At 68.0% G+C, this 17,123-nt stretch carries 23 protein-coding genes; 13 read left to right on the plus strand and 10 right to left on the minus strand.

Features of this window, described 5'->3' with window-relative positions; translation table 11 throughout:
• Positions 1-117: 117 nt before the first annotated feature.
• The gene (locus TPR58_RS20605; RefSeq protein WP_346248645.1) at positions 118-582 is read left to right on the plus strand and encodes a hypothetical protein; all 465 of its coding nucleotides are present in this window, start codon (positions 118-120) and stop codon (positions 580-582) included.
• Between the two features lie 160 nt (positions 583-742).
• Positions 743-1,315, plus strand: a complete 573-nt coding sequence (locus tag TPR58_RS20610; protein ID WP_346248646.1) for a cytochrome P450 family protein — start codon at positions 743-745, stop codon at positions 1,313-1,315.
• A 20-nt stretch (positions 1,316-1,335) separates the two neighbouring features.
• Here TPR58_RS20610 and TPR58_RS20615 read toward each other — a convergent pair whose 3' ends face one another.
• The gene (locus tag TPR58_RS20615; protein WP_346248647.1) at positions 1,336-2,052 is read right to left on the minus strand and encodes a hypothetical protein; all 717 of its coding nucleotides are present in this window, start codon (positions 2,050-2,052) and stop codon (positions 1,336-1,338) included.
• A gap of 143 nt (positions 2,053-2,195) precedes the next feature.
• Between TPR58_RS20615 and TPR58_RS20620 the strand changes: the two genes are divergently transcribed.
• A complete protein-coding gene (locus TPR58_RS20620; RefSeq protein ID WP_346248648.1) occupies positions 2,196-2,750 on the plus strand; it encodes a hypothetical protein in 555 nt (184 codons plus the stop codon).
• A gap of 150 nt (positions 2,751-2,900) precedes the next feature.
• On the opposite strand, the gene TPR58_RS20625 is transcribed toward TPR58_RS20620, so the two are convergent.
• From TPR58_RS20625 to TPR58_RS20635, 3 genes are all read right to left on the minus strand, one after another.
• On the minus strand, positions 2,901-3,446 hold the full coding sequence (locus TPR58_RS20625; protein ID WP_346248649.1) for an SMI1/KNR4 family protein: 546 nt from the start codon (positions 3,444-3,446) through the stop codon (positions 2,901-2,903).
• Positions 3,447-3,452: 6 nt separating this feature from the next.
• The gene (locus TPR58_RS20630) at positions 3,453-4,049 is read right to left on the minus strand and encodes a hypothetical protein (protein ID WP_346248650.1); all 597 of its coding nucleotides are present in this window, start codon (positions 4,047-4,049) and stop codon (positions 3,453-3,455) included.
• Positions 4,050-4,156: 107 nt separating this feature from the next.
• Complete coding sequence (locus TPR58_RS20635) at positions 4,157-4,756, minus strand: hypothetical protein (protein WP_346248651.1); 600 nt, start codon at positions 4,754-4,756, stop codon at positions 4,157-4,159.
• Between the two features lie 151 nt (positions 4,757-4,907).
• Between TPR58_RS20635 and TPR58_RS20640 the strand changes: the two genes are divergently transcribed.
• Complete coding sequence (locus tag TPR58_RS20640; RefSeq protein ID WP_346248652.1) at positions 4,908-5,339, plus strand: hypothetical protein; 432 nt, start codon at positions 4,908-4,910, stop codon at positions 5,337-5,339.
• A gap of 141 nt (positions 5,340-5,480) precedes the next feature.
• Here TPR58_RS20640 and TPR58_RS20645 read toward each other — a convergent pair whose 3' ends face one another.
• The 3 genes from TPR58_RS20645 to TPR58_RS20655 all read right to left on the minus strand — a co-directional run bounded on the left by TPR58_RS20645 (position 5,481) and on the right by TPR58_RS20655 (position 9,907).
• Positions 5,481-5,933, minus strand: a complete 453-nt coding sequence (locus tag TPR58_RS20645; RefSeq protein ID WP_346248653.1) for an SMI1/KNR4 family protein — start codon at positions 5,931-5,933, stop codon at positions 5,481-5,483.
• 333 nt (positions 5,934-6,266) lie between these two features.
• Positions 6,267-8,915 (minus strand): hypothetical protein, encoded by a 2,649-nt coding sequence (locus tag TPR58_RS20650; RefSeq protein ID WP_346248654.1) that lies wholly within the window; start codon positions 8,913-8,915, stop codon positions 6,267-6,269.
• 146 nt (positions 8,916-9,061) lie between these two features.
• Entirely contained in the window at positions 9,062-9,907 is an 846-nt protein-coding gene (locus TPR58_RS20655) for an oxidoreductase (protein WP_346248655.1), read from the minus strand.
• A 47-nt stretch (positions 9,908-9,954) separates the two neighbouring features.
• Between TPR58_RS20655 and TPR58_RS20660 the strand changes: the two genes are divergently transcribed.
• Together TPR58_RS20660 and TPR58_RS20665 are read left to right on the plus strand one after the other, a co-directional pair.
• Positions 9,955-10,545, plus strand: a complete 591-nt coding sequence (locus TPR58_RS20660; RefSeq protein WP_346248656.1) for a TetR/AcrR family transcriptional regulator — start codon at positions 9,955-9,957, stop codon at positions 10,543-10,545.
• A gap of 167 nt (positions 10,546-10,712) precedes the next feature.
• Entirely contained in the window at positions 10,713-11,411 is a 699-nt protein-coding gene (locus TPR58_RS20665; protein ID WP_346248657.1) for a hypothetical protein, read from the plus strand.
• A gap of 13 nt (positions 11,412-11,424) precedes the next feature.
• Here TPR58_RS20665 and TPR58_RS20670 read toward each other — a convergent pair whose 3' ends face one another.
• Positions 11,425-11,706, minus strand: coding sequence for a hypothetical protein (locus tag TPR58_RS20670; protein WP_346248658.1), 282 nt, complete (start codon positions 11,704-11,706; stop codon positions 11,425-11,427).
• 235 nt (positions 11,707-11,941) lie between these two features.
• Between TPR58_RS20670 and TPR58_RS20675 the strand changes: the two genes are divergently transcribed.
• Genes TPR58_RS20675 through TPR58_RS20685 form a run of 3 tightly spaced genes read left to right on the plus strand, consistent with a single transcriptional unit; the run spans position 11,942 to position 12,821 of the window.
• Entirely contained in the window at positions 11,942-12,100 is a 159-nt protein-coding gene (locus TPR58_RS20675) for a hypothetical protein (RefSeq protein WP_346248659.1), read from the plus strand.
• Complete coding sequence (gene infA, locus TPR58_RS20680) at positions 12,097-12,354, plus strand: translation initiation factor IF-1 (protein ID WP_346248660.1); 258 nt, start codon at positions 12,097-12,099, stop codon at positions 12,352-12,354. Before TPR58_RS20675 ends, infA begins: the two co-directional genes overlap by 4 nt.
• A 23-nt stretch (positions 12,355-12,377) precedes the next feature.
• A complete protein-coding gene (locus TPR58_RS20685) occupies positions 12,378-12,821 on the plus strand; it encodes an antitoxin Xre/MbcA/ParS toxin-binding domain-containing protein (protein WP_346248661.1) in 444 nt (147 codons plus the stop codon).
• A 22-nt stretch (positions 12,822-12,843) separates the two neighbouring features.
• On the opposite strand, the gene TPR58_RS20690 is transcribed toward TPR58_RS20685, so the two are convergent.
• Positions 12,844-13,179: an ArsR/SmtB family transcription factor gene (locus tag TPR58_RS20690; RefSeq protein ID WP_346248662.1), complete on the minus strand. Its 336-nt coding sequence runs from the start codon at positions 13,177-13,179 to the stop codon at positions 12,844-12,846.
• Between the two features lie 6 nt (positions 13,180-13,185).
• Positions 13,186-13,653: an SRPBCC domain-containing protein gene (locus TPR58_RS20695; protein WP_346248663.1), complete on the minus strand. Its 468-nt coding sequence runs from the start codon at positions 13,651-13,653 to the stop codon at positions 13,186-13,188.
• A gap of 255 nt (positions 13,654-13,908) precedes the next feature.
• Between TPR58_RS20695 and TPR58_RS20700 the strand changes: the two genes are divergently transcribed.
• The 4 genes from TPR58_RS20700 (at position 13,909) to TPR58_RS20715 (ending at position 17,007) form a co-directional block, all read left to right on the plus strand.
• On the plus strand, positions 13,909-14,175 hold the full coding sequence (locus TPR58_RS20700) for a cold-shock protein (RefSeq protein ID WP_346248664.1): 267 nt from the start codon (positions 13,909-13,911) through the stop codon (positions 14,173-14,175).
• A 147-nt stretch (positions 14,176-14,322) separates the two neighbouring features.
• Complete coding sequence (locus TPR58_RS20705; RefSeq protein ID WP_346248665.1) at positions 14,323-15,168, plus strand: CDP-alcohol phosphatidyltransferase family protein; 846 nt, start codon at positions 14,323-14,325, stop codon at positions 15,166-15,168.
• A 25-nt stretch (positions 15,169-15,193) separates the two neighbouring features.
• Entirely contained in the window at positions 15,194-16,285 is a 1,092-nt protein-coding gene (locus TPR58_RS20710; RefSeq protein ID WP_346248666.1) for an inositol-3-phosphate synthase, read from the plus strand.
• Entirely contained in the window at positions 16,282-17,007 is a 726-nt protein-coding gene (locus TPR58_RS20715) for a phosphocholine cytidylyltransferase family protein (RefSeq protein WP_346248667.1), read from the plus strand. The genes TPR58_RS20710 and TPR58_RS20715 overlap by 4 nt, the downstream gene beginning before the upstream one ends.
• Positions 17,008-17,123 lie beyond the last annotated feature (116 nt).

Genomic DNA, 17,123 nt, shown 5'->3' on the forward strand with positions numbered 1-17,123 from the left:
CACCAGACCACATCGGGCCGATGAAGGCGAATGCAAATCGACCCAGTTGCCCAGGCGCCTTGCCCCTTCCGCGCCGCTCCGCCACATTGGCCCGATGATCGTCCCGCGCCAATCAGCATGAAGCGGCACCGCGGCAGGCGTACCGGCCGCCGGGCGGCCCTCGCGGCGGCGCGACCGGGCGGACCGCGCCCCGGCGCCCCCGATCTCCTGACGGCCAAATTCGCGACGTGGACGACCTTCGCACTCGTCCCCTTTCTCCTGCTGGTCCTCTGGGCACCCAAACTCGGTTTCGCGCCCGTGCCGATGCCGATCCAGCTTGCCCTGCTGGCCCTGCTCGTCCTCTGCCTGATCGTCTCTCGGCGCGACACGGCCGAGCCCGACCCGATCGAGCAGGCGCGCGACCGTCGATTCAACGCCCGGCGCGGCCTGGGCTATTTCTTCACCGGTCTCATCGCGTTCCCGGTGTTGACGCTGGTCACCGGACGGGACGTCGTCTCCCTGCCCGCATTGATCTTCGGTACCCTGTTCCTGTCGCTCATCGCCGGGACCATCGGCTGCTTCACCGCCCGCGTTCCGCTCTGAGGGCGCACACGCCACCCGAGCGAACGGAACTCGGCGCGCGGTACTGCCGATACGGACCCCTTGCACCCACACACGGAACAGGTCGCGTCGCCAGGCATTGATTCCGGCGACGCGCTTCATCGCGCACATTGCGACTGCCTCTTGCCGGAAAGCTCTCGAGATGCGCCTTCTGCCCCTCGCCGCCCCCGCCCTGCTCGCCGCCCTGTTTGCCACTCCGGCACCCGTCGCCGCGCAGACCCTCACGCCCGTGTCGCAAAGCCTGCCGCCCGCGGCGCTCGACTGCGTGCGCGACACTGCCCCCGCCGCGGTCCGCGCCCGCATCGCCGACAGCGCGACGGCCGAGGACGATGCCGTGTTCGACGCCGCCCAGGCCGAACTGGTCCCGCTGATCGCCGCCTGCACCACCCGCTTCGCGGTCCCGGAGGAAAAGCGCGACGTCTATGCCGTGTTCGGCACGTCCAGCGTGCTCCTCCCCGAACTCGCCGACCGGCTTCGCACCGCCGGCCTCGATCCGCTGATCGCCGATCGCGCCTCGGGTGCCGGGCCCAGCGCCGAACCCGCGCTTTCGGAGGAGGCGGTCAAGGCGATGATCACCCGCGTGGTCGATGCCTATGAACAGGCCAGCCCCGGCAAGCTCGACGAGAAACATGCCGCGCTGCTTGGCCTCTATATCGGAAATCTCGCCAGCTACTGGGCCTTGCGCAGCGTTCTGGCCAAGGAAACCGTGGCCTGAACGGATGCGGTCGGGTCGGGCTATACCCGCGGCGCTTCCGCGCCCTTCAGCACGTCGCGGTTGAATGCGATCCAGGTGGCGGCGGTGACGAGACCCTGCAGCAGGTTCAGGACCAGCGGTTGCGGACCCAGCGTCAGGCTGCCCACGACCAACCCGCCAAGCGCGCCCGCCGTCCCGATCGCGGCAAGCGCTATTGGGGGCTTGCGCGGTCGCCGGCGGATCATCACGACAACCGGCGCAATGATCGCCAGCGTCAGCGCGGCGCCGATCAGGTTCAGCATCGTAAACCCGAGAACGACGCCCGGCAGGTCGGCAGCTGATCCCCGCACCTCGAACTGCACCGCCAGCCACGCGACAATCAGCACTGCGCCCGCAAGCGCAGCCACCACCAGCGGAACGAAGGTCCGGCGCAATATCCAGCGGGCTTCGGCATCGCCGGACACCCGCCATTCCAGCCACAGGACCAGCATCACGCCCGCCATCGCTCCGAACAGCGCGCAGAAGCTCATGTCCATGGCAAAGCTCATGATGCCGACGGACATCAGCTGTCCGCAATCGGGGTGACTGCACGTGATGGTCGCCTCGGCATAGGCCCCTGCCGCGAACAGCGTGGCGACCGGGGCGACGATCGGCAAGAGCACCGCCAGCCAGCGTCGCGCACGCCGCAGCCACAGGACCAGAACCCCGCTGATCGCTGCCCAGACCAGCACCGGGACCATGTACCACAGCGCTTCCATGATCCCTCCATGCCACCCGCCGGCATCTGGCGTGCACGGGCGCGCGCTGTCCAGCGCTTATTCCCTTGCACCGCGTCTCAGCAGCCGCAATGCTGCGTCCCGCGCACCGTGCGCCTGTATCTCGTTCGGAAGGCCCCCTGCCGATGCGTCTGATCGTATTTGCCGTTTCTGCCGTTTCCGCCCTCTTCGCGGCGCAGTTCGCCGTCCCGGTGCCCGCCGCTGCCGCCCAGAAACTGTCCTCCGCCGCGCTGGACTGCGTGCGCGACACCGCGCCAGCGGCGCTGCGCGCGTCGATCGCCGAGGGCGCGCGGCAAGGGACCGACGATGCCTGGGACGCGGCAGAGGCAAAGCTTCAGCCGACCGTCGATGCCTGCGCCACCCGCTTCGCGGTGCCCGCGGAGCAGCGCGGCGCCTACACCACCTTCGGCGGCGTCAGCATCGTCATGCCCGAACTGGCCGCGCGCATCCGCCGTGCCGGTCTCGACCCCGCCATCGCCGACCGCGTGATCGGCGCGGGACCCGGCAAGCCCGCCCCGGACACCAGCGAACAGGCAATGGGGTTGCTGGTCGAGCGCGTGATCAAGGCGTACCAGCAGTCCGGCAATCAGAGCCTGGGCACCGAAACCGCCGCCCTGCTCGGCCTCTATTCGGCCAACGCCGTCAGCTACTGGTATCTGCGCTCCCAGCTGGGCGAGTGACACAGCTTCCGCTAGACGCAACCGGTTCCCCTCCCGCTTGCGGGAGGGGCTAGGGGAGGGCATGTCGCAGATGACGACGCGGCCGAGAAACTGATACGCCCTTCCGCAAGCGGAGCGGAGTGAAGCAGCGCTCCGAGCCGGCGAAGCAATTCAGACCGGCAGGATCCGGTGGGAATCCTCCAGCGCGAGGAGGACGAATTCGCGAAAGCTGTCGGCCACCACAGGCTCGTCAGACCCGCCGATCACCGCCACCCGCCCGCGATCCGGCCCGTCCGAGCAACAGATCGCCCAGGCCCAGGACCAGATCATCCCATCGGCGAACACCAGCCACGCATCGGCCTCCCGCGCCGGCGGCACACCGACTTCCCCTTCCGTCCAACCCTCGCATTCCTGCGCGACCGTCCGGATACGGGCAATCGGCCACCAGCCGGTCAGATGCTCGTCATACAGCATTTCTACCGGCGCCGCATGGAACAGATATGCCCGGAAATCCGGCGGCAGCTTGACCCGGCACCGCCGCTCGAGCCCGGCCACCTCGCGCGCGACGATCTCGCGCGCAGGCCGCTGGCCGGCTTGGGCGCCCCAATGATCCGCCAGTTCCTGGTAAAAGGCCCTGCCTCGCTTCTCCGACCGCAGGACCGGCGGCGCGGGCGGGACACGATGCCGCCCCACGATCCGCCGCAACCAGCCGAACATCGCGGCTCAGTTGCCTTTCAGCCCGCACGCCCGCGCCACCGCCAGCGGCTCGCCCAGGTCGAGCGACGCGCGCACCAGCCGATCATGATATGCGACGAACTCGTCCTGGCTCTTGGCCTCGGCTGGCGAGTCCTTCACCTGGCTCAAACGCGCGTTGATCGTCTCGGTCGTCGATTTGATCCGATCCGCCCAATCGTCCTTCGGGTATCGTCGGACCAGGTCTGCCTGGAACTGCAATTGAGACAGCACCGCAAGGCACATGGTATCGCGGTCGACCTGCCGCCTTGGCAGTTGCTCAGGCCTGACCATCGTCACCGGCGCAAACCGTTTCTCGCACTCGGGCAACACTGCCCTGGACTCGGTGGGGGTCATGTCGGCCGGGCGATCATCGACGATCTCCTCCATCCGGCGGATGAACGTTTTCCCTTCCGAACGCGCCCGGTCGGCATGCATCAGGTAGAAGACAAACCGCGCCGTCTCGACGAACTCCGGCGTTTCAGCACCGTTTGCGCGCACCGACGCCATCGCGCAGGTCCGCGCCGCGTCATAGGGATCGGCATCCAGTGTGGCCGTCTGCGCCATCAGCGCAAGCAAGGTCAGCATGTCGTCGATTTCCCCCGGTGATCCCGGCGATCATCGGCGCTGCGAGGCCGTGTGGCAAGACGAAGGAATGGTTCGGGATCCGAGTGGGGACCCGTGGGACCTGTGACTCAATCGTCGCGAAGCCCGCACGCACGTCCCACTGCCAGCGCGTCGCCCAGATCGAGCGAGGCGCGGATCTGGCGATCATACGCTTCGGTGAGCGCAGCATCCTCGGCCAGGCCGGCGCGTTCCAGCACCTTCTTGTTCAGGCGGCTCATCAGCTGCATCTCCGGCGCCCTGAGCCGGTCCAGCCAGGGATCATCGGGCTGGGTCTCGCGCACAGCTTCGGCGCCGCCATGCAACACGCCCAGCGCCGTCAGGCACATGATGTCGCGGTCGATCGGCTCCGCCGGGAGGTTCGCGGCGGTGGCCCGATCCAAGCGCGGGAAGCGCTTGTCGCACTGGGCGATCAGGCCGTCGACTTCGCCGTCCTGAACCTCGGGCAGCGGCGCCGACATGACCGTTCCCACCCGCTTGATTATGCGCTGCCCCTCGGGGCGGGCGCGGGCGGCGTGCATCACATAGAACATGTACCGGGCGTGCTCCTCGACGGTCGCCAGATCGCCCGCGTTCGCCTTCCTCGTCGCCACTGCGCAGGTCCGCGCCGCGACATAGGGGTCGGCATCCAGTGTGGCCGTTTGCGCCATCAGCGCGAGCAAGGTCAGCATGATTCGATATCCCCCAATGATCGTCCACGATCATCAACGGTGCGAGAACGCATGGCAAGATGAAGGAACTGGGCGGCGAGGCATGAACGCAGCCCCCCCCCGATATAGTGCCCCTCAGTTGCTTACAGCCCGCACGCGCGCGCGACCGCCAATGAATCGCCAGGTCAAGGGATGCAAACAGCTGGCGCTTGGCGCGTTCGCCAAAGGTCTTTGCGCCAAGAGCTACTGCTTGGCCCACCCGAGCGTTCAGCGCATCGCGATATGCGACGATCCGCTTTCGCAAGGGATCATCCTGCAAGTAATGGGATCCAGTCATATCGTAGAGCGAGTTGACCACCATCAGACACATCAGATCGCGGTCTCCCCTGTCCGACGGCAATCGTGCGGCGGTAACGACCCGGCTACGCGGAAATCGCATATTGCACTGGATCAGGATCGCTTGCGCTCTAGGAAGATCGATCTCGTAGCTCAGCTTGTTATCGTCGCTGGCGACCTTCTCAATGTCTTCGCCTGCCGGCATCAAGCGCCAGATCTGATACGCGAAGAAGGCAGTTATCGCAGCATTTTCTATGGTTTCTGCTGAGCCTTCGGAACTCAGTGCCGCCGCCGCGCAAACTCGCGCCGCCTTGTAGGGATCGGCATCCAGAGTGGCGGTCTGAACCATCAGCGCGAGCAAGGTCAGCATGCGGCACTATTCCACCGGTTTCGCCTGAGATCATCCGCGCTAACCTGTTTCCTGACAAGCCCGATGCGCCCGGCGCAGTGCCCTTCCCGGCAGCGCCAGCAGGACGAAGGCATCGAAACTGTCGGCCACCACCAGCCGATCCTCGCCATCGACCAGCGCGACCGTGCCGCGCGCCGCGCCCGCGCCGCAATGGATCGCCCAGGTCCAGCCCCAGTCCGCCCGGTCGGCAAAGGCCAGCCAGGGATCGGGCGGCGCGGCAATGCCCCCGCTTCCACCCGCTGCCGCGAGCCCGCGCTCGATCCGATCCGCCGACCACCAGTCGGTACCGTGCAGGTCGCGGTACGTGGCCGATGGCGCAGCGTGACACAAATAGTGCCGGAATGCCGGCGGCAGCGGCGCTCGCAATCGGGCCTCGATGGCGGCTACCCGCGCCTCGACTGCCGACGGAGGGCCGGCCCGCCTGCGAGCAAGCCAGTCAGTGAAGAGCGGCATCGCAGGCCCCCTTCCGCTTGCGGGAGGGCGTTGCCAGGGCATGGTCAAGCCCCCGGCTTGACCTGGAAAGCGCGGGGGGCTGTCCACCCGGCAACTGGGAGGGCCTGTCCCGGAGCGCCGCACCTTTGAAACCGACACGCCCTCCCCCAACCCCTGCCGCAAGCGGAAGGGGAGCCCGTTGCGGAGGGGGAAAGGTCCGCGCACCCATCTCCCCTCCCTGACCAGGCAGGGGCCGGGGGTGGGTCGACTGCGGCAGGAGCGCGCCGCCGCTCCCATCGCGCACTTCGAACACGGGCGGGGCGGCGGGAGCGCACCGCCCCGCCCGCGCCTGCCTCACTTGGGCAGGTCCAGCTTGATATTGGGGTCGAAGCCCAGCTTCTCGAGCCCCTGGGCCCTGGCCGCGCGCGACTTGGACGCATCCACCGCCGCCTTGAACTTCGGCCCATATTCCTTGCCCACCATGCCGGTGATGCTCAGCGTCGATTCATCGGGGAACTGCTTGGCCAGCGCCTCGGCGCGCTTGGGCATTTCGCCGGCAAGCTTGGCGACCTGATCATAGCAGATCTTGTCGGCGCACTGCTTGGTCCACACCGCCTGCGCCAGCTGCGCCCAGGCATCCGACGCCGACTTGGCCTCGCGCGCCTGCGACGCGACGATCACCCCCTTCGCCTCGCCGTCCGCCCCGACGAACAGCGGCGCAATGGTGCTCAGCGAAATGTTCGAGTTCTGCTCGAACGCGCGCCGCCCGTTCAGCGTCGTGCCCAGCTTCACGAAGCGGATGCCGACCTTGCACGTCTCGTCCAGGCATTGCGGCGTCCACCGCGCCTCGAACGCGCTGGCCTGCTTGTCCAGCTCGACCTCATAGGGCGAGGTCGCGCCCTTGGCATTGAAGGTGAAGCTGCGCGAGCAGACCGTGCCCTCATGGCATCCGAAATCGACCCCGCCGGGCGGCAGCTCGATCGCCAGCTGCGGGAACCAGATCGGCCAGTCCCAATTGTTGCTCCACACCGACAGGTCGATGAACAGCCGGGCGACGATCCCGGGCGTCACCTTCATCGTGACATTGTACACCGGCTGCTCGACCACGAAGCTGCTCGCCCCGGTGCTGTCGACGCCCAGCGGCATCGCCTTGCCGCTGGTGGCGAGCAACGACGTGCCGCCAGTCACCAGGTCGCGCATCGTGAATTGCAGCTTGTCCGAATTCGCCTGGACCTGGACCGCGGGAAAGATCTTGCCGCCGAACGCGCCGAAATTGGCCCGCCCGCCGATCAGGTCGAAATCCTCGAACGTCTTGACCAGGGTCGGTCCCGGCTGGCCCGGCGTCGGCGGGGTGAACTGGCCGTCGGTGAACGGTGCCGGCAGCTCGTCGGTAAAGTCGTAGCCGACCGAGATGCCGATGCTGTCCGATCCGATGAACGGCAGCTTCCAGCGCAGCCCCGCGCTGGCGCCCACCTGCGCCACCAGCTCCTTGCCCTCGAAGACCTTGGGGCCCATCAACCCGGTGCCGGCATAGTCCGCCGGGCTGCCATTATAGGCGGCCATCACCGGCGTGATCTCGGCACTCGGCGCGCCGCCGCCCTTGCGCATCTGGCGATAGGTGCCGCCGAAGCTCAGCGGAAAGCGCAGCCCGAAGCCGTAATTGAACCCGGCATACAGCTCGGCATAATAGGTCTTCTTGCACCCGACGAGGCACCATTTGATCGACGTCTGGATGCGCTGCGACCATTCATATTCGCGCCCCAGCGTGAAGCCGGCCAGATAGGTGTATTTGCCGATGTCATAGCTGACATCGAGGTCCGCCGGCTTCTTCGGCGCGGGCGGCGGCGGGGGCGGCGGGATCTTCTTCGTCTGGTCGACGCTGTCCTCGTCGGGGACATAGGCGATCTGCTCGATCTGCGTCTCGCTGCTGTTGACCAGTTCGCCGGCCAGCGCATCGTCGTCCAGCCCGCTCAGCCGCGCGACCTCGCCCTCGCCGACCTGCTGCACCAGCGTCTGGCGCTGTGCCGGATCGTTCAGCTGGGCGCGGAAATCGGCGACGCTGGTCGCGATGTCGGCCGCGATCTTCGCCGCCTGCGCCTGCGCCAGCCCGATCGCCTTGGCCCGCTCGCCCGGATCGGCGACATAATGCGGGTCGCGCGGATTGGCATAGGCGGCGGTCCGCTGCGCCTCGCTCATGCGGGTGAAGCACTCCACCCCCGCCGAGACGAGCTGCCGCCGCCGCGACCCGTCTCTGCACGCACCGGGCTTGAGCCGATAGGTCAGCAGGCTGCGCACCACCAGTCCCTGGCGCAGCTCGACGCCCTCCAGCACGTCGCTGCGCACCTCGACCAGCGCCGGCAGCCCCCGCAGCTTCTGCGCGACATTGGGCAGCGCCCGCGGATTGGCGAAGATCTGCGTGAAGTCGGCGCGCGTCTTGCCGATCGTCACCCGCGGATTGCCGCGCAGCGTCGCCACCGACAGCGTCCGCACCGCCGGCAACGCCCGCGCGCTGTCGGCAAAGCTGCCATCCTGGCGCAACAGCGTCGCCCTGGGCCGCAACAGCCGCGGCTTCAGCCCGCCCGGCGGCGCCAATGTCGCAGCGGGCGCATCGAACTCCTGCACTTGCACCGGGCGCAGCGTGCCGATGGTGAAGCCGGGCCTCGAACCGCTCGCCAGCGGCACAGTCTGCACCGGTGCAGCAGTCACCGGCCGCCCCACCACGGGCGCAGACCGGCCGTTCGTGGCAGCAGGTGCCGCCGCGGGCGTCGGTGCCGGCGTTGCGGCGGGCACTCGCGCCGGCACCCGTATCGGCCGACCCGTGGTCGGTGCCGGCGTCGCTTCAGGCGAAGGCGTCGGCGTCGGACTGGGCGTCGGCGTCGCCACCGGCCGGCCCAGCCGGATCGGCCGCGCTCCATCCTGCGCCGCCGCCGGCATCGCCATCCCCACCGCCAGCGCCACCGCGCTCGCCATCGTCACCCGCCCGCTCATCCGAACCGTCCGCATCGCCACTCTCCCTCGCTCGACACGGCAAAACCGCGTCCCGAGGGTTCAGACGGCAGGAGACGGCAAAAGCGGACATGCCGAAGACACGGACCGATCACATGACGGTCCGCGTCCGTCGCAACCCTCGCCGCCCCGTCACCGATCCCTCATGCAAATCCGGTCGAGCGCGATACCGTCTCCCATGCGGCGATCTCCGCCTTCATCGCATCCAGCTTCTGTCCGACCAGCGCCAGCGCATCCTCGCCCAGGAACAGCCGCGCGGGCGGATTGTCCGCCTCGACCAGCGTCAGCAACGCCTGCCCGGCGCGCGCGGGATCGCCCGGCTGATGGCCGCTCTTGGCCTGGCGCGCGGTGCGGACCGGGTCCATCACCGCGTCATAGTCGGCGATGCTGCGCGGGGTGCGCGTCATCGACCGGCCCGCCCAGTCGGTGCGGAACTGTCCCGGCGCCAGCGCGGTCACGCGAATGCCGAACCCGGCCACTTCCTTGCCCAGCGCCTCCGACAGGCCCTCCAGCGCGAACTTGCTCCCGCAATAGAAGCCGATCCCCGGCATCGTGATGAAGCCGCCCATCGAGGTCACGTTGACGATATGCCCCCGCCGCCGGGCGCGCATGCCGGGCAGCACCGCCTTGATCATCGCGACCGGCCCGAACACGTTCGCGGCGAACTGACGCTGAAGCTCGTCGATCGACGATTCCTCGATCACGCCTTCCTGGCCATAGCCGGCATTGTTCACCAGCACGTCGATCGGCCCCATCACCCGCTCGGCCGCGGCGACCGCGGCCGGAATCGCCTCGAGATCGGTCACGTCGAGCAACACCGCATGCGCCCTGCCATCCGGTGCCAGCGCAACGAACCGCTCGGCATCCTCGGCTTTGCGGACCGTGCCGATCACCCGGTGTCCCGCCGAAAGTGCCGCGACGGCAAAGGCGCGCCCCAGGCCGGAGCTTACGCCGGTGATCAGGAAGGTCTTGGGGGAATCGGTCGTCATCGGAAAACTCCACTTGGCCATCAAATATATCATGATATAGATATTGAATGACGGACAGCAAGACCAGTGCCCGCCGCGGCGAACCGGTGCGCCGGCGTGTGATCGATGCCGCCGAACGGCTGCTGCGCCAGGGCAAGGCGGAATTCTCGATGCGCGACCTCTCGACGGAGGCGGGGGTCAGCTTCGCCACGCCGTTCAACCAGTTCGGCAGCAAGCACGGCATCATGCTGGCCCTGTCGCACCGACGGATCGAGACGATGGCGGCGCGCTACGATGCCGCGCCCCCGGCGGGCGACGCACCCACCCGCATACTGCACGCGGTCGACATCGCCGCGGCGGTGATGCTCGAGGAACCGGCGGTCAACCGGGCGGTGATGGGCTGGCTCGGAACCCCGGGCGACCCGCCCGGCCAGGTGCTGGCCCACTCCACCGCCCTGTGGAGGCGCGCGCTGGGCGACGACGAAACCGCCGGGCTGCACGACCTCGCGACCCGGCTCGCCTTCGCCTTTCGCGGAGTCCTGTCCTTCTGGACCGCGGGCGAGCTGCCCGACGCCGCGCTTGCCCCGATGGCGCGCGACCTCGCGGCGGCACTGCTGCACGCGGATGCACCGCACCAACCGAAACCGCCCCCGCGCTGATCCCGCTCCGGCGGGCCGCGGCGGCGTTGCGCGCCGGGCTTGTCGAAGGCCCCCGCTGCGCGCACAAACTGTTTCGGTGATGGGGGGACATCGAACATGCAACTCTGGACCGCGTTCGATCTCTCCGATCCGCTGACGGTCACGCGGGCGTGCGGACTGAAGGACGCGTGAGCGCTCGTCATTCCGCGATCCGCTGCCTGATCGCCCTGGCGCTCGCGGGCGGCATGTCGGTCGTGTCGGGGTGCAAGTCGAGCGAGCCCCGGGACATTGCGATTTCCGGCTGCACCGCCACCCCGTACGCAGAAACCGTGTCGCCGCCATTCACGTCGCTCAGGCGCGCTGCGGTCCTGTTTCCCTGTCCGATTGCGCCGGACGAGATCGTGTTCATCCGTATCGATGATGCCGAGTATCGATCGATCGCCATGGACTTTATCAAGTGCAGCGGTTTCGAGGACGTGGAAAACTATGTCGATATGATGCCGGGCTTCGTTTTCACCTTCCTGTCGAAAAAGGGATGCGACGTAAGCGTTGCGCAACTGTCCCGGTTATTCGGAGATGCATATTTTATCGGTCGCGATGTTCCGCCAAGATACATTGATTTGTCCCGGTCTGCTGTCACTGGTCAGTTTATAGCGGGTGTTAGAGGTACATTTCTGGACGCGGGTGCTATTTTCGTTGGCACGGCACACAATAATGGGCGCGGCGGGGTGAAAGTGTTCTGCATCCTGAACACGCAGTTCTTTCATGAGAACGGGGGCGACATCGTCTTCCCGTTCTATGAAGACAAGGCGCTATCCGGCTGCGTCGACGACTATAACGCCCAACTTCTGGCCTCGGACACGGCTGAACCACCCCGCCAGAGCTGACGCCCTCCCCCACCTACAACCCCACCCCGCGGCACAGCGCATAGAGCCGCCGCGCGCGCGCATCGCCCGCGCCGTGCTGCGCCCGGAACCGCGCCTTGGCGGCGCAGGCCGATCGCTGCGCCGCGGTCGGGCGGCGCGGCTGGCGCCTGCCGTCGCGGTTGACCAGCCGGCGGGTCGTGAAATCCTGCAGCACGACCCGGCCATGATCCTCGACCTGAGTGGTCGGCAGGTCCTGTGCGCTGCCCGCGACCGGGGCGGACACCAGCAGGGCGGCAACCAGGAACAGGGTCGGCATCGCGGCGCTCCTCTCCAACCGGTCGTGGACCATCGACGCCGCCTGACACGTACCGCACAGCCTTTTGTTCCCCCGGCACGTGCAATTCCGCGCCCGATGCCCTATATGGGTGAAATCGCTGGCACACCGACCCGTAGGCGCCAGCGGCTGAGAGACCATCGCGCTCCCGCTTACGTCACGGGAGTTCCGCTCAATGGATCTCAATCAATTGCTTCATCGGCATCAGGTATCGCTGATGTCCGCTGATGCCGCGTCGGGCACCGAGGCGCGCTGCGCCCATCGCGGCCTGGCCGCGCTCTATGCCGACCGCATCCGACTGCTCCAGCATTCGCTGGGCGCCGGATCGATGCTGTCGCGTTCGCCCGTCGTCGCCACCATGGGGAGCGCCGAATGAAAGAAGAACTGATGACCTTCGACGCACTTGTCGAAGAAGTCCTGCCCGACGGCCGTTTTCGCGTCGTGCTGGAAAATGATCACCGTGTCATTGTGTATACCGCCGGCAAGATGCGCAAATATCGCATCCGCACCCTGGCGGGAGACCGGGTGGAGATCGAGATGTCGCCCTATGACCTCGACAAGGGTCGCCTGGTCCGTCGCGAACGCCTGAACGGCGGCGGCGGCTTTGGCGGCGCGCGCCGCCGCCGCTGAGTCCCCCTGTCCAGGAGCATTGCATGACCGATACCCCGCCGACCGAACCCGAAACCCAGACCGACGCACCCGCGATCGACGCGCCCGCCCCCGACGGCCCCGGCCCGGACGGCGATCCGGCGCCGATCATCGTGCCCGACAGCGACACCGCGCCCGGCGCCGAACCGCCGATTCGGCTCGATGCCGAAGCCGACCCGGCCCAGCCCGAGGCGCGCCCGCGGACCAAGCCGTTCCGCAAGAAGTTCACCACCGTCCGGCTCGACCCGGCCAGCGCCGCGCGCCAGAGCCGCATCGCGCTGTTCGCCTGGGACAAGCTGGGCGGCAAGGACGGCGCCTCCGCCTTCCTGAACAGCCATGACGATGCGCTGGGCGGGCGCCCGCTCGATCTGGCGGTGGCCAGCGACGCCGGTCTCGCCGCGGTGGAACAGGCGATCACCGCCCGCGCCGCCTCGGGCACCGGCGGCTGATCGCCGCGGGGCGGCTGCCCGTTCAGCCGCCCTCGCCACCCAGCATCGTCGCCAGCCGCTCGATCCGGCGGTGCCATTCGGGCCGGCACCCGTCGATCCACTTCGACAGCGTGTCGAGCCCGGCCATCTCCAGCCGGCAGGTGCGCACCCGCCCGATCTTCTGCGTCGTCACAAGCCCGCACTGTTCCAGCACGCGCAGATGCTGCCCGATCGCCGTCAGCGACATGTCGAACGGCGCGGCCAGCGCGGAGACCGACATCGGTCCCCGCCCCAGCATTTCCACCATTCGCCGGCGGGTCGGGTCGGCCAGGGCTTGCAGGATGGCTCCCGCATCGGTCGCTGGATCGGACGCAGTCATGGCCCGCTATGCGACGACCGCGCTCAGCCTGTCGAGCATCACCTGCCAGCCCTGTTCGCGGATCTGCGGCCCGTCCGCCCCCTCGAAGAAGGCGCCCTGGAAGGTCAGCACCAATTCGGTCCCCGCACCCGCCGCGACCAGTTCGGCAGTGACCAGCGCGGCCGAAATGTCGGCGTCCCCGAACGCCATGCGCGATGCCCAGATGATCCGCTCGTCGGGCACGATGTTCAGCACGACGTCGCTGTTGACCACGCTCGCCCCGGCAAAGGGCGTCCCCTCGCGAAACCGGTAGCGCAGCCGCTCGGTCGCGCCTTCGCGAAGATCGACGGCGAACTCCTCCACCTCATGCTGTTCGCCCTCGGCAAACCAGCGGCGCTTGAGATCGGGATCGGCAAAGGCCTGGAACACCTGGGCAGGCGGCGCCGGGATCGCCCGGCTCAGCGAGAAATCGGCATGGACCACGGTACGAGACATTTTCCACCTCCTATACTGAAGCAACGACTTCACTAATGGTTACCAGGATATAGTCAAGCCATCACTTCACTATTGCGTTACACGTGACCCTCATCCTGTCGGCAAACAGCCGGGCCGAACGTCCCGCGCCGGACCCGCTCTTGTTTTTCCCAATCGCCGTAATCGCTTGACCCCGGCTGTACGCAGGCCCAGCGTGACCAACCCTGGTTCCCCGCCCGAGTCTTTCCGGCCAGACCCCGACGAGCGAGACGACGCATGATCAACGGAACCGTCCATTTCTATCACTCCGCCTCGGGCTTCGGCATCATTCGGCGCGACCGCGGCGGGCCCGACGCGTTCGTCCATGTCGATGCGCTGAACGCGGCGGGCCTGACGGCGCTGTCGCCCGGCCAGCGGCTGACCTTCGAACTGCGCACCGACGCGCGCGGCCAGACCTGCGCGCACGGGCTGGCCTGTGTGCAGGATATCGGGGTCGACGACGTCGTCTCCGCGGCACCGGATGTCATTCGCGGCATCGAATAGCCGCGCCGGCCCCTGCGGCGCACCCAGCCGCCGTCCGGCGCCGTGCACCAAGAATGAGGCCGTGACGCCACAGGCGACGGGTCTTTTTTCGCCTGCGCCGTTTAACCGCTTGCCGGACATCGGCCCCCCGCTGTATTTGACACTTCGATGACACCCCCTCAGCCGGACGGATCGCGCTTTCGCCGGATCGAGGATCCGACGAATCTCTGGATCATTCACCCCGCAGCGCGCGCCCTGCTGCCCTGGTTCGTCGCGCGCGGGATCTCGGCCAATTCGGTCTCGATCGGCGGGCTGATCCTCGGTGCGACCGCGGCGCTGTCCTATGCCCAATGGCACAGCTGGCCTCTTGCGGTGCTCGGCCTGGCGCTGTCGGTCGGGTGGCTGATCGCCGACGGACTCGACGGGATGATCGCGCGCGCGACCGGCACCGCCAGCGCGCTGGGCCGCGCCCTCGACGGGCTGTGCGACCACGGCGTGTTCATCCTGATCTATGTCGTGCTCGCCTTCTCGATGGGCGACACGGGCGTCTGGCCGCTGGTCTTCGCCGCCGGCGCTGCCCATGCGCTCCAGTCCAACCTGTACGAGAGCGAGCGCGCCCGCTTCCATCGTCGGATCCGCGGCGTCGCCATCGGCGCGACCGCGCCGAGCCGCAACCCGCTCGTCCAGCTGTACGATCATATCGCGGGCGGGCTCGATCGCTTCGCCGGCCGGTTCGACACCGCCCTGGGCGCCCAGCGCAACCCCGCGCCGCTGGCCGATGCCTATCGTGACGCCGCCACGCCGCCGATGCGGCTGATGAGCCTGCTCAGCGCCAATATGCGCGTCTATGCCATCTTCCTGGCCTGTATCGCCGGGGATCCGCGCTGGTTCTGGTGGGTCGAACTCGGCCCCCTCACCGCGATCCTGCTGGTCGGGCTGATATGGCACCGCCGCGTCGAGGCGCGCCTGGTCCGCCAGGACGCGCTCCACCTGATTCCCAACATCGAACCCTGATCCACTCGAAGGACGTGAACACCCAATGACGAGCATCAACATCGCCGTAGTCGGCATCGGCAATTGCACCAGCTCTCTGGTTCAGGGGCTTTCCCATTACCGCGATGGCGCCAACAAGACCGTCGGCCTGATGCACTGGGACCTGGGCGGCTATCGCCCCAGCGACATCAAGGTCGTCGCGGCATGGGACGTCGACAAGCGCAAGGTCGGCAAGGACGTGGCCGAGGCGATCTTCGCCAAGCCCAACTGCACCGCGATCTTCTGCGAATCGATCGAGCCGACCGGCGCGATCGTCCGCATGGGCAAGATCCTCGACGGCGTCGCCGAGCACATGTCCGACTATAATGACGACCGCACCTTCATCCTGGCCGACGAGAAGGAGCCGACGCGCGAGGAAGTCATCGCGGCGCTGCGCGAGACCAAGGCCGACGTGCTGATGAACTATCTGCCGGTCGGGTCGCAGGCGGCCAGCGAATTCTACGCCGAATGCGCGCTCGAGGCGGGCGTCGCCTTCGTCAACAACATCCCGGTGTTCATCGCCAGCAACCCCGAATGGGCCGATCGCTTCACCCGGGCAGGCGTGCCGATCATCGGCGACGACATCAAGGCGCAGCTGGGCGCGACGATCGTCCACCGCGTGCTGACCGACCTGTTCGCCAAGCGCGGCGTGACGCTGGAGCGCACCTATCAGCTCAACACCGGCGGCAACACCGACTTCCTCAACATGTCGAACCACCGCCGCCTCGCCTCCAAGAAGATCTCGAAGACCGAGGCGGTCCAGTCGGTCGCGGCCGAGCGGCTCGAGGACGAGAATGTCCATATCGGCCCGTCCGACTATGTGCCGTGGCAGAACGACAACAAGGTCTGCTTCCTGCGCATGGAAGGCTCGATGTTCGGCGGCGTGCCGATGAACCTCGAACTCCGCCTGTCGGTCGAGGACAGCCCGAACAGCGCGGGCGTCGCGATCGACATGATCCGCTGTGCCAAGATCGCCAAGGATCGCGGCCTGGCCGGCCCGATCGACGGCGCGTCGGCCTATTTCTGCAAGCATCCGCGCCTGCAGATGACCGATGATCGCGCCGCCCAGGCGGTGGAAGACTTCATCGCAGCGGCATGATCGACACCGCGATCCTGCTGGCCGCGGGCGAAGGCAGCCGCCTTCGCTCCGCCGCGCCCTACAAGCCGCTCTGCCCGGTGGGCGGCCGTCCGCTGATCGATCATGCGATCGGCGGACTGGCGCAGGCCGGGATCCGGCAGGTCGTGGTGGTGCTGGGCTACGGCGCCGACCGGATCGAGGCGCATCTCGCGGCGACCGCCTGGCCGGTCGCCGTGCACACCGTGCGCGTCGCCGACCATCGCGAGCCCAATGGCGTCTCCGTCCTGGCTGCGCGGGCGCAGCTCGCCGGGCGGGATGCGCTGCTCGCGATGTGCGATCACCTCGTCGATCCCGAACTCTATCGCCGCGTGGCGCAGGCCGGCACGGGCGGCGGCGCCCGCCTGGCGATCGACCGCCGGATCGACAGCGACTGGGTCGACCTGGACGACGTCACCTGCGTCCGGACCGAGGGCGACTGCATCGTCGCGATCGGCAAGGGGCTGGCGGCCTATGACTGTTTCGACACCGGCGTCTTCGCGATCGGCCCCGCCCTGTTCGCGGCGCTGGCCAGCCTCGCCTCGCCCTCGCTGACCGAGGGCATGCGCGTACTGGCGGCGCAGGGCAGCGCGTCGACGCTGGATTGCAGCGACATCGACTGGATCGACGTCGACGACCAGCCCGCGCTGGACAAGGCCGAGGCCTGGCTGCATCGCCTGAGCACGAAACGGGCCGCCGCTGCCTGAATCCGGTCGAGGCGCGCGGTGCCGCCCGACGCGGCCCCCGACGCCCCGTCACCCCATATCCCGGACGGACGTACCTGGGCGCGTCTCCCGATCTGGGAATCGCCCGATTGCGTGGT

The sequence above is a fragment of the Sphingomonas rustica genome (assembly GCF_039652585.1).
GTDB lineage: Bacteria > Pseudomonadota > Alphaproteobacteria > Sphingomonadales > Sphingomonadaceae > Sphingomonas > Sphingomonas rustica.

Coding starts and splice junctions, on each gene's coding strand:
- TPR58_RS20605 (WP_346248645.1), top strand. CDS start 118: ATGAAGCGGCACCGCGGCAGGCGTACCGGCCGCCGGGCGGCCCTCGCG.
- TPR58_RS20610 (WP_346248646.1), top strand. CDS start 743: ATGCGCCTTCTGCCCCTCGCCGCCCCCGCCCTGCTCGCCGCCCTGTTT.
- TPR58_RS20615 (WP_346248647.1), bottom strand. CDS start 2,052: ATGGAAGCGCTGTGGTACATGGTCCCGGTGCTGGTCTGGGCAGCGATC.
- TPR58_RS20620 (WP_346248648.1), top strand. CDS start 2,196: ATGCGTCTGATCGTATTTGCCGTTTCTGCCGTTTCCGCCCTCTTCGCG.
- TPR58_RS20625 (WP_346248649.1), bottom strand. CDS start 3,446: ATGTTCGGCTGGTTGCGGCGGATCGTGGGGCGGCATCGTGTCCCGCCC.
- TPR58_RS20630 (WP_346248650.1), bottom strand. CDS start 4,049: ATGCTGACCTTGCTTGCGCTGATGGCGCAGACGGCCACACTGGATGCC.
- TPR58_RS20635 (WP_346248651.1), bottom strand. CDS start 4,756: ATGCTGACCTTGCTCGCGCTGATGGCGCAAACGGCCACACTGGATGCC.
- TPR58_RS20640 (WP_346248652.1), top strand. CDS start 4,908: ATGAATCGCCAGGTCAAGGGATGCAAACAGCTGGCGCTTGGCGCGTTC.
- TPR58_RS20645 (WP_346248653.1), bottom strand. CDS start 5,933: ATGCCGCTCTTCACTGACTGGCTTGCTCGCAGGCGGGCCGGCCCTCCG.
- TPR58_RS20650 (WP_346248654.1), bottom strand. CDS start 8,915: ATGCGGACGGTTCGGATGAGCGGGCGGGTGACGATGGCGAGCGCGGTG.
- TPR58_RS20655 (WP_346248655.1), bottom strand. CDS start 9,907: ATGACGACCGATTCCCCCAAGACCTTCCTGATCACCGGCGTAAGCTCC.
- TPR58_RS20660 (WP_346248656.1), top strand. CDS start 9,955: ATGACGGACAGCAAGACCAGTGCCCGCCGCGGCGAACCGGTGCGCCGG.
- TPR58_RS20670 (WP_346248658.1), bottom strand. CDS start 11,706: ATGCCGACCCTGTTCCTGGTTGCCGCCCTGCTGGTGTCCGCCCCGGTC.
- TPR58_RS20675 (WP_346248659.1), top strand. CDS start 11,942: ATGTCCGCTGATGCCGCGTCGGGCACCGAGGCGCGCTGCGCCCATCGC.
- infA (WP_346248660.1), top strand. CDS start 12,097: ATGAAAGAAGAACTGATGACCTTCGACGCACTTGTCGAAGAAGTCCTG.
- TPR58_RS20685 (WP_346248661.1), top strand. CDS start 12,378: ATGACCGATACCCCGCCGACCGAACCCGAAACCCAGACCGACGCACCC.
- TPR58_RS20690 (WP_346248662.1), bottom strand. CDS start 13,179: ATGACTGCGTCCGATCCAGCGACCGATGCGGGAGCCATCCTGCAAGCC.
- TPR58_RS20695 (WP_346248663.1), bottom strand. CDS start 13,653: ATGTCTCGTACCGTGGTCCATGCCGATTTCTCGCTGAGCCGGGCGATC.
- TPR58_RS20700 (WP_346248664.1), top strand. CDS start 13,909: ATGATCAACGGAACCGTCCATTTCTATCACTCCGCCTCGGGCTTCGGC.
- TPR58_RS20705 (WP_346248665.1), top strand. CDS start 14,323: ATGACACCCCCTCAGCCGGACGGATCGCGCTTTCGCCGGATCGAGGAT.
- TPR58_RS20710 (WP_346248666.1), top strand. CDS start 15,194: ATGACGAGCATCAACATCGCCGTAGTCGGCATCGGCAATTGCACCAGC.
- TPR58_RS20715 (WP_346248667.1), top strand. CDS start 16,282: ATGATCGACACCGCGATCCTGCTGGCCGCGGGCGAAGGCAGCCGCCTT.